This window comes from Sphingobacterium lumbrici, assembly GCF_006476045.1.
Lineage (GTDB): Bacteria > Bacteroidota > Bacteroidia > Sphingobacteriales > Sphingobacteriaceae > Sphingobacterium > Sphingobacterium lumbrici.
The window spans coordinates 339,189-353,122 of record NZ_SRZY01000023.1; the positions used below are offsets into that span (position 1 = coordinate 339,189).

Consider the following 13,934-nt stretch of genomic DNA (forward strand, 5'->3'; position numbering starts at 1 on the left):
GGAGCATACATCAAACTATCACTTTAGGCATTTCTATCAAATATTCAATATGTAAAAGCACATCTAATGACTTTTAGATTTCTCAAGATACTTTCATAGCTGCCATGATTGACACTATCGGTTTCATTTTCTATACTCTGTTTTAACAGGGAATGGAGCAACTTCAATTAATCCCTTTTGCAATTCTCTCAGCAGATTAATATCAGGTAATAATACATCACTATATCTTATCGTTAATTCTTGAATTTTTTCTTGAATATTTTCCCTATCCCCCCCCCAATCTATCTTTACGGGCAGATATTCCGGTAGCTTAACCGATGAAAAATAATCTTTGAACTTAACATTATCACCGTTAATTTTGGATTTAGTTTGAGAAAAGTCACCCCAAATCGATGGTATGCCATAACTGTGAGAAACGATAATGCCGTGCAGAGATGTTGAAAGGGTAATCTCACAAGAACAAATCTCCGAAATTATTTTCTCAAAATCATCTAACAAGTTGATGACCAGTACATCTCTCATGGAGAAATGTTCTTTTATATCTTTGTAATGCATAAAATGTGGAATAATTCCTACTTTATACCTTTTGTTTCTTTCTTGGCTATAAATTAATGGCAATAAAATGGCTGGGTCACCAACTATTATAGGATCCTTATACCCAAGTTCTTTTATCCTTTGTCTGGAGTAGTCACCTCTAACCGCACAAAACCGATGATTTGGAAATTTGGCCCTAGAATAAATAACACCAGAACCCCAAATATTATAGTTACTAGCTTTGGTTATTTGAAGGATACTACCAACCGCAAGGAGAACCTTAGGTTTAGAGATTAAATTATAACAAAGGAACTTAAAAAACTTACCCATTCCTATATTACGCCTCAACAAATTAACTATAAGGGTTTTAATCGCCATCCACTTATCATCATTTAGATAGCGAATGTCAACATACGCAACCCTTAACCCTGATAGCCTTTCAATAATAAAAGGACTTAACTCATCTCCAAAGTTGCCCTGTCCTTCATTATGTTTATACCAAAAAACGTTTACTTTTTTTTTCATTTCTTCTCCAAATTTCACCGATATTAACAGCCTTTTATCTTTTTCCAAACTTCTTTCACACTTACCAATATCAAACTCTCATTTTGTCACAAAACTCATCACGAGAAAACTCATTTACAATCTTATTGACGGAATGTTATTGATAAGTTGTGTTTTTTACCTTTTAAACCACCTCTAATCGGAACAATTGCATATATTCCCATAATTACAACCCCTGTAATTCAGCTAATTTCGTAAAATAATCCGACTTTTGTTTGAGTTCTTCAAAATTTCCTGAAGCTACGATCTGTCCTTTGTCCATCAAATAGATCCTATCCGCATTACGGATAGTGGATAGCCTGTGCGCTATGGATATAAGGGTCACCTTTCCCTGTAGAGCCTCCATGCTTTCCTTGATTTCCTTTTCTGTTTCAGAATCGAGAGCAGATGTGGCTTCGTCCATGATCAGCAGCTCTACATCTCTGAACAATTCACGCGCAATAGATATACGCTGCTTCTGTCCCCCGGAAACATTGAGACCATTGTTGCCCAATATTTCTCTTTCCTGCTTGGGTAAACCTTCGACAAATTTTAGTAGACTGCACATTCCAATCACTTGCCAGAATTTCTCCAGATTTTCAGCCGTCCGCTCGCTCCAAAAAGTCACATTATCAAAGATATCGGCATTGAAAATAGTGGGTTCCTGGGTAATATAGCCGACCTTGTCCCGAAAGTCGGTATTGTGAAAGGCCTTCATATCCGACCCGTTTATCCGGAATGTCCCCACATCGTAAGGGAGCAGGGAACAAATGAGGTTAACCAAGGTAGTCTTGCCCGAACCCGACTCACCCACCAAAGCAATGGAATGGTTACGGAGAATGTCCAGATCAATATTATTCAAGACCTTAAAATCTCCATAACTCAATGAAATATCTCTCAACTGTATCTGGTCAATGCGGGGAAGGTGTTCCTCTCCGATAAAATTTTCTTTATGGGTGTTCAAATAGTGCTCAAAGTCCTGTATATTTTCCAAAGCTCCCGTATTAGCTAAGAAACCATTCCATGCTGTCTGAAGAGCCATAATATAGGTCATAGCCCGGTAAAACATGACCAATATAATCAAAACGGCCGATAGGGTAGACTGAAAGACAAGAAGGTGCAGTGCAATCACAATACAGATAATAATAATCATCATAGGTTCACGCATAGCAGTCAGTCTTGCATTTAGTTTACCCACTCTTATATTATTCTGAATCAAATCATTTAGCTCGTTAATCATTCGAGAAACAAAAGCCCTATTTCTACCGGACGCCTTTAAATACTTAAAATGATTAACGGTCTCGATTACAATACCGCCATAACGGTGATTGTTCTTGGTAATCGCACGCGACAGATTTTTGGTACGGGTATAAAAGAGCTTATAAATAAAATTAGTCAGAATACCGCCCAAGACGATCAATATGGAGAATTTCCAGTCCAGAAAAAAAGCAAACCCTAGATAGACCGTTACAATCATGCCATTCTTGATCGTGTCCAAATATTGGCTACATGCAGCCGCAACTTGATGGGACTCACCTGTCAGGGAGTTTTGCAAACGCCCCACATCGGTATGCACAAACTCTTTGTAGGACAAATCTCTCACACCGTAGCTCAGATTGGCACGTATCGCTTTGGCTATGCTCTGCAACGCAATCGCCTGATATTTTAAGGTAAAATAGACAAAGAGAGCTTTGAGCACAAATATAGTCACGATAAGAATGAGCATATTTAGAACATTTAGCTCTGCCCCTATAAAGTCAAAAGCCTGTTGTACCCCATTGATCAGTTTTTCGTTTCCTCCGGTTGCATTATTGGCACCATCTGCGATCTGTAGTAATGGCACAAACATGGTCAGTCCAAGACCGTCCATCAATACCATCAGGAAATTGAAGAACAACAAGATAAAAATCTTGTTGCCGAGATACTTATAGAAGTAATATAAGGTTTTAAACTTATCAGCAAAAAAACTCTTTGTGTTTTTCCATTTTTCTTTCATAGTATATGCTAACTGTACTCTATTGGCAAAGGTAATATTAAGTTTTTCAATTATTTTATGCACTATCTAATATAGATCGGCATTAGTAAACGACAAATATCTTCTGGAATATTTACAACTGATTGATCAAAAAAGAAAAATATGCCTTGTTATGTTCTTTTTTTAAAAAGCTTTTTACCTTTTGATTCTCGACCAGCTCTTCCAGCTTGACATCTTTAGTTACTAAAATATCTCGATGATACACGCTTAGTCCCCATTCTTTAAAAGTATCCAATAACGGATGGTCTTGATCCAAAACGACAACCTTACCGGTGTAAAATGCTGCGACTAGATTGCCGGCAGCTTGCTGTCTTTTGTGGTTCATCCATACAACATCACAAGAATTTATGATTTTTTGATATTCATCCAATGGTAGAAAATCTTTTAACGGTATAAAGTTTTCACCAAAAAACCTCCTGCCAATTTCTTCAATATTCTTTCGATAGTAAATACTACCATTGTAGGAAAGCGGGCAATATATTTTTCCCTTAAAACCAATGTCTTTTAAATAGTCAAGCGCGGCCTCATGATTATTATATTCCGACCCGGAATTCCCAAGCATAATCGTACTCAACTCCATGTTGATCATTCTTGGTGTTGGAAAGTTCATCAACTCTTCTGTATAATAATTGAAATAGAAAAACTTTATATCTGGATGAATAGACTTAGCCATCATATAATCATTTTTTGCCCAAGTCGCACAGTAATCCATTTTTTTAATCATCTTTGTATGAATACGTCCTGACTTTGAGATAGTCTGATCTGTATACCAACGATTTTTTATATATTTTAAGTACCCTCGCACGGTATTCGGGAATCGAAGCCGAGAAGTTAACGTGCTGATATATTTATTTTTTTTTTGGGTAATATATCCATCAAACCCCCAAAAAATCCAAATTTTTCTAATTTTACCTGGTAGTCTATCGATTAAAGAAGCTAAGTCTACATTAAGGCTATGGAAAACCACAACATCGACACCCTTAAAAAGCTTTTCTACGTCATGTTTTAAGATATTACCCAGAGGAACCTTCATAATATTTGGGTGATTACTTTTTACATATTTAAACTCGTCATACTTCTCAACAAATAGATACGTAGACCGATTCGGAATATATTGTTCAGACATCTCAATATAATAATCCAAAAACTTATCATCCGGCATGATATTCACAATTCGCTTTAGTTCCATATCTTAAAAAACAGAGTAAAACTTTTTAACCATCTCAATTATTTTCTCTTGGTCATCATAAGCCAGTTCATAGTAAAAAGGCAACCTTAAAAGACGATCCGTAAAATGGTCGGAATTAAGAATATCTATCTTCGCATTATCTTTCAAGAAATATTCACTTTTATTCAAACTCAAGTAGTGAAAAACTGGATGGATATCCTGTTCTTTCATAAATTCAATCAACTTTGTACGTTCTTCACAAGAACGACAAATAAGATAAAACATGTGTGCATTGTTCGTAGCATAATCTGGAATAACAGGCAAATCGACGTATCCTTTTTCAGTTAGAATTTGTAATTCTTCATAATATCTATTCCATATAGTAATGCGTTTGGATTGGATTTCATCCATATGTTCCAACTGCCCGTATAAAAAGGCGGATATAATCTCTGACGGCAAAAAGGACGAGCCGATGTCTACCCAGCCGTATTTATTTACTTCGCCACGGAAAAATGCACTTCTATTCGTTCCCTTTTCACGAATAATCTCCGCTCTTTCAAAATACTTGGCATCGTTGACCACCAACATACCGCCTTCACCGGCTATAATATTTTTGGTTTCGTGAAAGGAGAAGGCCGCAAAATGTCCAATAGCACCTAGCGCTTTTTTTGTGCCGTCTGAAAAAGTATAATAACTGTCAATCGCTTGAGCCGCATCTTCGACAACGAATAAATTGTACTTGTCTGCAAGTTTCATAATGGCTTCCATATCGCAAGCTACCCCTGCATAATGAACCGGAACAATAACTTTTGTTCTATCCGTGATCAATCGTTCGATCTCCTTCGGATCAATATTCGGATTGTCCGAACAAGAATCAGCAAAAACCAGCATTGCTCCACGTAAAGCAAATGCATTGGCCGACGAAACAAAAGTATAGCTCGGCACAATCACTTCATCTCCTGCTTTGACATCACAAAGAATGGCCGCCATCTCCAATGCATCGGTACAGGAAGTTGTGAGTAGGACTTTCGGGAAACGATATCTGTCTTGAAAGAAGTCCTGACATTTTTTTGTAAAGATGCCATCGCCTGAAATTTTACCACTTTTCACGGCTTCTTCTATATATTTCAGCTCTTTACCGATTATGAAGGGTTTATTGAATGGTATCATATCTTATCTTATAAATCTTGCGGGGTTTCCCACATAAAGTCCGGACTGTTCTATGTCTTTAATAACGACCGTTCCTCCCCCGATCTGTGTTTGGGCAACTATGGATATATTATCTATGACCGTTGCATTAATCCCCACAACACATTGTTCGTCAACATTTACAAATCCCGCTATAGCCATCGATGGCGACAAAAAACAATGGTTTCCGATTATCGAATCATGGGCAACAGTCCCCGAAATGTTCATGAGCACATTGTCTCCTATCTCTACATGCTGGTCAAGTAAACAGCCTGGATAAATAACACTACCCTTTCCTATTTTGACAGATTCATCTACATAAACAGAAGAGTGTACAAATGTATAGAAAGGAATTGTATCACGCAAAGTCTCAAATATCTGCTTACGGAATGACATATGTTTATATCCTACGCCTATCAAAATAGCATCAAACGCATCCTTACTATACTCTGCCGTCACGGCATTATTTCCACCTACTACAGGAATTCCATGAACCAAAGTTCCTTTAACCTGAAAGTCGTCAAAAAAGGCTACCACTTTGTCGCGCGTGTCCTGATGGATATGATACGCAATCTGTTGGCCTAAATGCCCGGATCCTACGATAGCGATACGTCTCATATATGGTTTTTTAATTCTCTAAAATTGGAAATCTTATGCGCGGGATAACGGTATATTCCCTCACGATCAATTAACAAGGTCTTCATACCCATAGTCTTCGCAGGAATAAAATCCAGTTTTAACGAATCGCCTATATACAAAATATCACTGGGATCAACACCTAACCGGTCGATAGCTATCTGATAAAACTCCAAGCTAGGCTTTCTTACTTTCTCATTTTCTGAAATAATAATCTCATCAAATACTTCCTGTCCGATTAACTCCCCGATCAAATCAAACAACGAAGAATTAAAATTCGAAAGAATTGCTTTGGGAATATCCAATTCAAGCAAATATTGACAATCATCAAATGCCTGCCAAGGCTGGTAGGTACATTTGTTAAACATTTCTTCCAGTAATTCCTTCGTCGAAAGAATACCCAAACTTAACAAAAATTCCGCATTAAAATCACGATAGAAACTTTCAGAAGTCCTGTCGGGAAAATTAATCACTTCTGAAAGAAGCTTGTGTCGCTCCTTAAGCTCTCGCATATCTACATCATACCCATAATTGGTCAAAACCTCTCGTATCCTGTCCCATAGTGTCGGCTTATGAATTAAAGTATTAGCAGCATCAAACAATAGTATTTTCATATGTTAGAATATAAAATGTTCGAAGGAGTTATCTTTTAATTTCGAAAGATCACGTTGCCTTGGATAGATCACATCCATTAGGATCCGTACCGCACTTCCTTCAGTCACCTGCGCCTTTGTAGGCTCTAAATCGTATAAATATTCTTCTAACGTATATTTTACATCTTCAAACCCGAAATTCGAGCGAATGGAATTGGTCCCTGAAATTCTACAATTTATTTCAAAAGGAACAATATTACCCTGATCATCAACAATAGATTGCAGATTAGCACTTCCCTTGAACTGATTTACCGCGATCATCTTTATCAGAATTTGTTCCAATTTCTTATCATAATCACGGTTTACGAAACATTCGTTTGTAGCCCCATTATCCAATTTGCGTTCGAGGGTAATAAAACCATGCAATTCATTGCTCTTATTGACATAAAAAGCCGTGGTGATTTCCTTTCCTTTAATCAGCTTTTGTACCATATAGCTATCATCAAACCTAGATAAGTCATCAGGATTGATATGTATTCCACGAGAACCTCTTCCTTCTCTGGGCTTCACAATGATGTCATCAAATTTCCCCGTCGGATAATCCTTAGGTAGATAGGCTTCTGCAAAAGGAAGGCCATGCTCCTTATGGAACTCATAGGAAATATATTTGTCAAGATAGGTCTGAGCTGTTCTCAATTCACTTACAATAACTTTATTTTTGAGCTTTGCTTTGTTTAAAGCGAGATAATATACTTCGTAGTCTGTAGAAGGAATAATTAGGTCAACATCTTCTGCAACCACTATCGTATTGATGCGTTCCATATAACTTTCTTCCATCGCATACGGGACTTTGTAAAAAGCATCGCAAAGATGGTTGCCCGCCGAAAAATCAGTCACATTGCATCCTACTATACGAATAGGATATCCTGTTCTAAGAATATTCCGCAGAATTCCCTGGCCGACATTCCCCCCTATGCCTGTAACTAAAACTGTCTTTTTTTCCATGTGATTAATTCTTTTATTCCCTGCTCTAAATGGGTCGAATTGTATTCCGGATACGGAAATGTGTCTTGTTTATATTCAACTGAACGGGCATTATCAACTCCTTTATAAGCAATTTTGCATCCTGTTTCCTTCTTAATCATTTCAGCTACCTGTGCATTGCTGTAATTTGCTTCATCGATGGCAAGTTGGATTTTATTTTCATCCGAAAACACTATATTTTTTGCCAAAGCAGCTACATCTCCTACGTGGATATAGTTTTGTTTACGGGCTCCATCCCCAACCAACGTAATTTGTTTATCGAACAGCGCATCGTCAATTATTCTTGGTAAGAAAGTTATGTTCTTCATTCCGATACCATACATCGATGAAATTCGCACTATGCTGAACTTCTTATGCTGCGAAACAATTTTCTCTGCCCAAAGCTTACTGATCCCATATATGGATGACGGTGACACTTGAGTAGTCTCATCGATAACTGTGTCACTTAGCCCATCGTAGACCGCTACTGTCGAAAAATAAACCACTTTAGCTTTAGGAAATTGATAACTTATACTTTGCACCAATTCTACATTCACGCTAAACAACTTCTGTGACTCCGATATATGGCTGCTAATCCACGCACTAACAATATATACCACATCGTAATCATCTTTAAGCTTTTCTAGTTCTGCCAGTGAAAATTGATTAACAAACAATGCAGCTGGCACGGAATGATACAAACCATCTACTTCATCGGAAGGATGCTGTCGCAAGATAGCTTGCGACAATATGCTGTTCGTGCCTACAATAAGTATCTTCATGCTATATTTTTTCCACTTCCAAAACAAGCGAGTAAGCTATTCGGAAGACAGATAACCCTAAACCTGAAATATTTTTGTTATATAAAAATGTAATTACCTTCATGATTAGCACCTTCCTATACCATAGATCGTAAAACCTTGCATCATCAACTGTTGTCCATCCAACACACCTCTCCCATCAAACAAAAAAGCGGGTTTAAACACCTTGTCATAAATCTGTTGCCAATTGTATGCTTTGAACTCATCCCACTCCGTCAATATCGCTATGGCATGCGCCTGTTCACAGGCCTGGTAAGGACTGTTGACTACCTTTACTAAACGTCGATTTTCTGCTGGAGAGCGGGTTCCTAAATAATCCAGGTCTTTGTATATCTGTTCAGCTGTTACTTTAGGATCATACACCGTTATAAATGCTTCCTCATCGAGCAGATGGTCGGCGACATATATGGCTGCAGATTCTCTTGTATCGTTTGTGTCTTTTTTGAACGCCCACCCCAATAGCGTGATGTTCTTCCCATTTACGGTGTTGTACAAAGTCTTGATGATATTATCTGCAAATCGATCTTTCTGGTGGTTGTTCATCATAATAACCTGTTCCCAATAGTCTGCCACTTCATATAAATTATAAGATCGTGCAATATACACCAAATTCAAAATGTCCTTCTGAAAACAAGAACCTCCAAATCCGACGGATGCCCTCAGGAATTTCGATCCTATGCGACTATCCATTCCGATGGCTCTGGCAACTTCATCCACATTGGCACCTGTCACTTCGCACAGTTCCGAGATCGCATTGATCGAAGACACACGTTGTGCTAAAAAAGCGTTGGCCACCAACTTAGACAATTCGGAAGACCATAGGTTTGTAGTAATAATACGGTCAGTAGGGACCCAAGCTCCATAAATATCGACTAATGCTTGGATAGCCTCTTGGTTCTCGCCACCGATCAATATCCTATCCGGCTTCTGCAAATCTTGGATAGCCGTTCCTTCTGCAAGAAACTCGGGATTGGATAGGACATGAAAATTAACGCCATTGCCTGTATGATCGAGAATGCTTTTCAATGCTTCTGCGGTACGCACAGGAAGGGTAGATTTTTCGACTACGATTTTATCAGATTTGGCTATAGCGGCAATCTGTCTGGCGCAAAGTTCAATATATTTTAAATCCGCAGCTTGCCCTTTTCCTTTACCATATGTCTTTGTCGGTGTATTGACAGAAATAAAAATCATATCTGCTTCGTCAATAGCCTTTTCTACATCTGTAGAGAAAAAGAGGTTACGGTTTCGAGCTTCTGCTACGACCTTATCCAATCCTGGCTCATAAATGGGGAGCTTATTTAAATCAGCATCGTTCCAAGCTGCAATTCGCTCGTGATTTAAATCAACGACAGTTACTTGAATCTGCGGATTCTTCTGTGCGATAACGGACATGGTAGGTCCTCCCACGTAACCCGCGCCGATACAACATATTTTGTCTATTTTCATTGCCTTTTTCAATAATCAATTATATCTTATTTCACCCTAAGATGAAGGGCCTCCTTACTTTCGTTTCTGTTCAGCTTCCTTAGTTACCCATTACTACTTTGTTCACTGATCAATTTGGTTCGTCACGTTACCACTTAATTCCAGGCTCGTATACTTTTTTCAAACTTAGCTTTTAAATTCAAAATTTCCTTCCTTTTTATTCAAAAATAACCTTAACAAATAGGAGTCAGCCCTCTCTTATTTCCAAATTAACGAATCCTTAAATTATCCGATCGCTCTAAGTCCCCCTCCAATCTTCTTCAAATACTCGCCATATCCACTTTTGCAAAGCGGCTCAGCTATTTTATACAATTGGTCCTTATCAATATAGCCCATGCGATAGGCCACCTCTTCAATGGCTCCAATCTTCAGTCCCTGCCGTTCTTCGATCACTTGTACAAATTGTCCTGCCTGCATCAATGAGGCAAAGGTGCCTGTATCCAGCCAAGCCGTACCCCGATCGAAGACTCCTACCCGAAGTTTGCCCCTTTGGAGATATTCTTTATTAACGTCCGTAATCTCGTATTCGCCGCGTAGCGAAGGTTGTATATTTTTGGCGATTTCGACCACCTCATTGTCGTAAAAATACAATCCCGGTATGGCGTAATTGGACTTGGGCTGTGCGGGCTTTTCCTCGATGGACACCACATTTCTATCGTCGTCAAACTCGACCACTCCGTAACGCTCCGGATCCTGCACGGGGTAGGCAAATACAACTCCCCCCTCTTCCTGGGTTGCATTTTGGAGGATCCGGGACATACCACTCCCATAAAAGATATTATCACCCAAGACCAGTGCCACTTTATCACTGCCAATAAACTCCTCACCAATAACGAAGGCTTGTGCCAAGCCATTGGGCTCAGCCTGCTCGGCATATTCGAATCTACACCCCAGATGGGCGCCATCTCCCAACAATCGCTCAAAATGGGGTAGATCATGTGGCGTAGATATAATCAATATTTCACGAATACCCGCCAACATCAATGTGGATAGGGGATAATAAATCATCGGCTTATCGTAGACTGGCATCAATTGTTTAGATACCGCCAATGTCAACGGATGTAGCCGCGTCCCCGATCCTCCTGCCAATATAATTCCTTTCATATTTCTCTTTGCACGAATTTACTTGATTTCCTTATTGAAAGCTATTTTATCTTTTTATAGTTGCGGTTTACTCCTCGCGTGGTACCCTTTGACTTCGCTCAGGGTGACATTTGTTGCAGGTTTACCTCACAACCTCCAACCTCCCCCCTAACAACTAACCGCCTAATCCCCTATACTGTCCTTCATAATACTTCTGATAATCTCCCGATGTCACATTGTTCAACCACTCTTGATTGTCCAAGTACCAGTCTATCGTCATACCGAGCCCTTCTTCGAATGTCACCGAAGGTTCGTATCCGAGTTCTCGATTGATCTTGGTCGCATCAATAGCGTAACGCAGGTCATGCCCGGGCCGGTCTTTGACAAAGGCAATCAATCGTGCCGATGTACCAGCCGGTCTTCCCAGTTTTTCGTCCATTTGTTTACACAGTTCCTTGACCAGATCGATGTTTTGCCATTCGTTGAATCCACCAACATTATAAGCCTCACCATCTCGTCCATTGTGGTACACCAGATCAATCGCTTTGGCATGGTCAATGACGTAGAGCCAATCCCTAGTAAACTTACCATCGCCATAGATGGGGAGTGGTTTATTGTTTAATATATTGTGGATACACAGGGGTATCAGTTTTTCTGGAAAATGATGCGGCCCGTAATTATTGGAGCAGTTGGTGATCACGATGGGCAGCCCGTAGGTATCCTGATAGGCCCGCACAAAATGATCCGAAGAGGCCTTGGACGCCGAGTAAGGCGAATGCGGATCGTAAGGTGTCGTTTCCGTAAACAAACCGGTATCGCCTAAGGCACCATACACCTCATCGGTAGACACATGATGAAAGCGCTTACCCTCGTAGTTATCTGCCCATATTTCTTTAGCCGCATTCAGCAAATTGACCGTACCAATGACGTTGGTCATCACAAAGGCATTTGGATCTGTAATGGAGCGGTCTACATGCGACTCGGCAGCCAAATGGATCACCCCGTCGGGCTGGTATTCACGAAAAATAGCCAAAATTTGCGCCGCATCCGTGATGTCGGCTTTGACAAAGGTATAGTTTGCTTTGCCTTCGATATCCCGAAGGTTCTCCAAATTACCGGCGTAGGTCAATGCATCTAAGTTGATGATCGCATGATCCGGATATTTGTTGACAAATTCCCGAACAACATGCGAACCAATAAACCCAGCTCCACCGGTAATAAGTATTTTCTTCATTTTTATTCTTTTTTTATTTGTGTTATTGTTTGACATTCAAAGTTTTGTCTTCTCTCCTTCGACAAGCTCGGGATGACAACCTCTTCTCCCCATCACTTCCATCCGATTCACCAGATCACATACTTTAAAACAAGATGGTTCGACTACGCTCACCATGACACAAAAACAGATGACATTGCCCGGAATGACATTGCTTAGAGTGACAACCTCTTCGACAGTGACACGGCTTCCTAACTACTAACTCCTCTAACTACTACCCCCTACAACCTACCATCACTATGTTCCAATATCCCTTTCACATCGTACACTATTGCCTTTTCTTTTTTCAAAGATTCTAGATCAAGATCAAGGAACTCTTTGTGTGCTACGCCTAGGACGACTGCGTCGAAGCGAGACCCTTCGACAAGCTCAGGGTGACAAAGTAGGTTGTACTCATGCTTGACCTCTGCCGGATTGGCCCAAGGGTCGTATATGGATACCTTGACACCGTAATCCTCCAGTGCACGCACCACATCCACAATCTTGGTATTGCGTACATCGGGGCAGTTTTCTTTGAAGGTTACGCCTAGCATCAATACTTCGGCTTCGGCCACATTGATCCCTTTCTTGATCATGGTCTTCACCACTTGAGAGGCAACGTACTCACCCATGCTATCGTTCAGTCGACGCCCTGCCAAGATAATCTCGGGGTGGTAGCCGTGCTCCTGTGCTTTTTGTGCGAGATAGTAGGGGTCAACTCCGATACAGTGCCCACCGACCAATCCCGGCTTGAAGGGCAGGAAATTCCACTTGGTACCTGCTGCCTCTAATACGGCGTGGGTATCGATCTCGAGGATATTAAATATTTTCGCCAGCTCATTGACAAAGGCGATGTTGATATCACGTTGGGAGTTTTCGATCACTTTGGCGGCTTCGGCTACTTTGATAGTCGGTGCAAGGTGTGTTCCGGCTGTAATGACGGATTTATATACCGCATCTACTATTTTACCAATCTCCGGAGTAGAACCGGCGGTGACTTTTAATATTTTCTCTACCGTATGTTCTTTGTCTCCCGGATTGATGCGTTCCGGCGAATAGCCTGCAAAGAAATCTACGTTGAATTTTAGCCCTGATACACGCTCTAGTACCGGAATGCACTCCTCTTCGGTTACACCCGGGTAGACTGTAGACTCATATACCACGATATCGCCCTTTTTAAGCACCTTACCTACAGTTTCAGAAGCTTTATATAATGGGGTTAAATCCGGACGATTATTTTTATCGACCGGTGTAGGCACAGTTACGATATAAAAATTAGCTTCCTCGATATCCGTTAATTGGTTGGAGCAGAAGAGGCCATTCCTGTTTTGAGATCCTTCACTATCGCTCAGGATGACAGAAAACGGGTTTTCCTTTACCAAAACGGCATTTAAGATATCGTCTTCAACCTCTAAGGTCAAATCTTTTCCTGAACGTAATTCGTCAATACGTTTTTGGTTAATATCAAAACCTACCACTGGAAATTTTGTTGCAAACAAGCGTGCTAAAGGCAATCCTACGTACCCTAAGCCGATAACTGCAATTTTTTTCATCTATTTATAATTTTGGT

The 13,934-nt window shown here is 40.1% G+C and carries 12 protein-coding genes; all 12 read right to left on the reverse strand.

The window, feature by feature from the left end; translation table 11 throughout:
- Window positions 1-123 precede the first annotated feature (123 nt).
- The 12 genes from E4F24_RS06875 to E4F24_RS06930 all read right to left on the reverse strand — a co-directional run bounded on the left by E4F24_RS06875 (window position 124) and on the right by E4F24_RS06930 (window position 13,917).
- Window positions 124-1,107, reverse strand: a complete 984-nt coding sequence (locus tag E4F24_RS06875) for a polysaccharide pyruvyl transferase family protein (protein ID WP_140937946.1) — start codon at window positions 1,105-1,107, stop codon at window positions 124-126.
- 157 nt (window positions 1,108-1,264) lie between these two features.
- Window positions 1,265-3,073: an ABC transporter ATP-binding protein gene (locus E4F24_RS06880; RefSeq protein ID WP_140937947.1), complete on the reverse strand. Its 1,809-nt coding sequence runs from the start codon at window positions 3,071-3,073 to the stop codon at window positions 1,265-1,267.
- 112 nt (window positions 3,074-3,185) lie between these two features.
- Complete coding sequence (locus E4F24_RS06885; protein ID WP_140937948.1) at window positions 3,186-4,301, reverse strand: TDP-N-acetylfucosamine:lipid II N-acetylfucosaminyltransferase family protein; 1,116 nt, start codon at window positions 4,299-4,301, stop codon at window positions 3,186-3,188.
- A gap of 3 nt (window positions 4,302-4,304) precedes the next feature.
- Window positions 4,305-5,450 carry a dTDP-4-amino-4,6-dideoxygalactose transaminase gene (gene rffA, locus E4F24_RS06890; RefSeq protein ID WP_140937949.1) on the reverse strand — a complete coding sequence of 382 codons (1,146 nt, stop codon included), beginning with the start codon at window positions 5,448-5,450 and terminating at the stop codon, window positions 4,305-4,307.
- A gap of 3 nt (window positions 5,451-5,453) precedes the next feature.
- Complete coding sequence (locus E4F24_RS06895) at window positions 5,454-6,086, reverse strand: acetyltransferase (RefSeq protein ID WP_140937950.1); 633 nt, start codon at window positions 6,084-6,086, stop codon at window positions 5,454-5,456.
- Window positions 6,083-6,718 carry an HAD family hydrolase gene (locus E4F24_RS06900; protein ID WP_140937951.1) on the reverse strand — a complete coding sequence of 212 codons (636 nt, stop codon included), beginning with the start codon at window positions 6,716-6,718 and terminating at the stop codon, window positions 6,083-6,085. Before E4F24_RS06900 ends, E4F24_RS06895 begins: the two co-directional genes overlap by 4 nt.
- Window positions 6,719-6,721: 3 nt before the next feature.
- Window positions 6,722-7,702 carry an ATP-grasp domain-containing protein gene (locus E4F24_RS06905; protein WP_140937952.1) on the reverse strand — a complete coding sequence of 327 codons (981 nt, stop codon included), beginning with the start codon at window positions 7,700-7,702 and terminating at the stop codon, window positions 6,722-6,724.
- Window positions 7,681-8,502, reverse strand: a complete 822-nt coding sequence (locus E4F24_RS06910; RefSeq protein WP_140937953.1) for an NAD-dependent epimerase/dehydratase family protein — start codon at window positions 8,500-8,502, stop codon at window positions 7,681-7,683. Before E4F24_RS06910 ends, E4F24_RS06905 begins: the two co-directional genes overlap by 22 nt.
- Before the next feature lie 105 nt (window positions 8,503-8,607).
- Window positions 8,608-9,990: a nucleotide sugar dehydrogenase gene (locus tag E4F24_RS06915; RefSeq protein WP_140937954.1), complete on the reverse strand. Its 1,383-nt coding sequence runs from the start codon at window positions 9,988-9,990 to the stop codon at window positions 8,608-8,610.
- A gap of 264 nt (window positions 9,991-10,254) precedes the next feature.
- Window positions 10,255-11,133, reverse strand: a complete 879-nt coding sequence (gene rfbA / locus E4F24_RS06920) for a glucose-1-phosphate thymidylyltransferase RfbA (protein ID WP_140937955.1) — start codon at window positions 11,131-11,133, stop codon at window positions 10,255-10,257.
- Between the two features lie 154 nt (window positions 11,134-11,287).
- The gene (gene rfbB, locus E4F24_RS06925) at window positions 11,288-12,346 is read right to left on the reverse strand and encodes a dTDP-glucose 4,6-dehydratase (RefSeq protein WP_140937956.1); all 1,059 of its coding nucleotides are present in this window, start codon (window positions 12,344-12,346) and stop codon (window positions 11,288-11,290) included.
- 260 nt (window positions 12,347-12,606) lie between these two features.
- On the reverse strand, window positions 12,607-13,917 hold the full coding sequence (locus E4F24_RS06930; RefSeq protein ID WP_140937957.1) for a nucleotide sugar dehydrogenase: 1,311 nt from the start codon (window positions 13,915-13,917) through the stop codon (window positions 12,607-12,609).
- Window positions 13,918-13,934 lie beyond the last annotated feature (17 nt).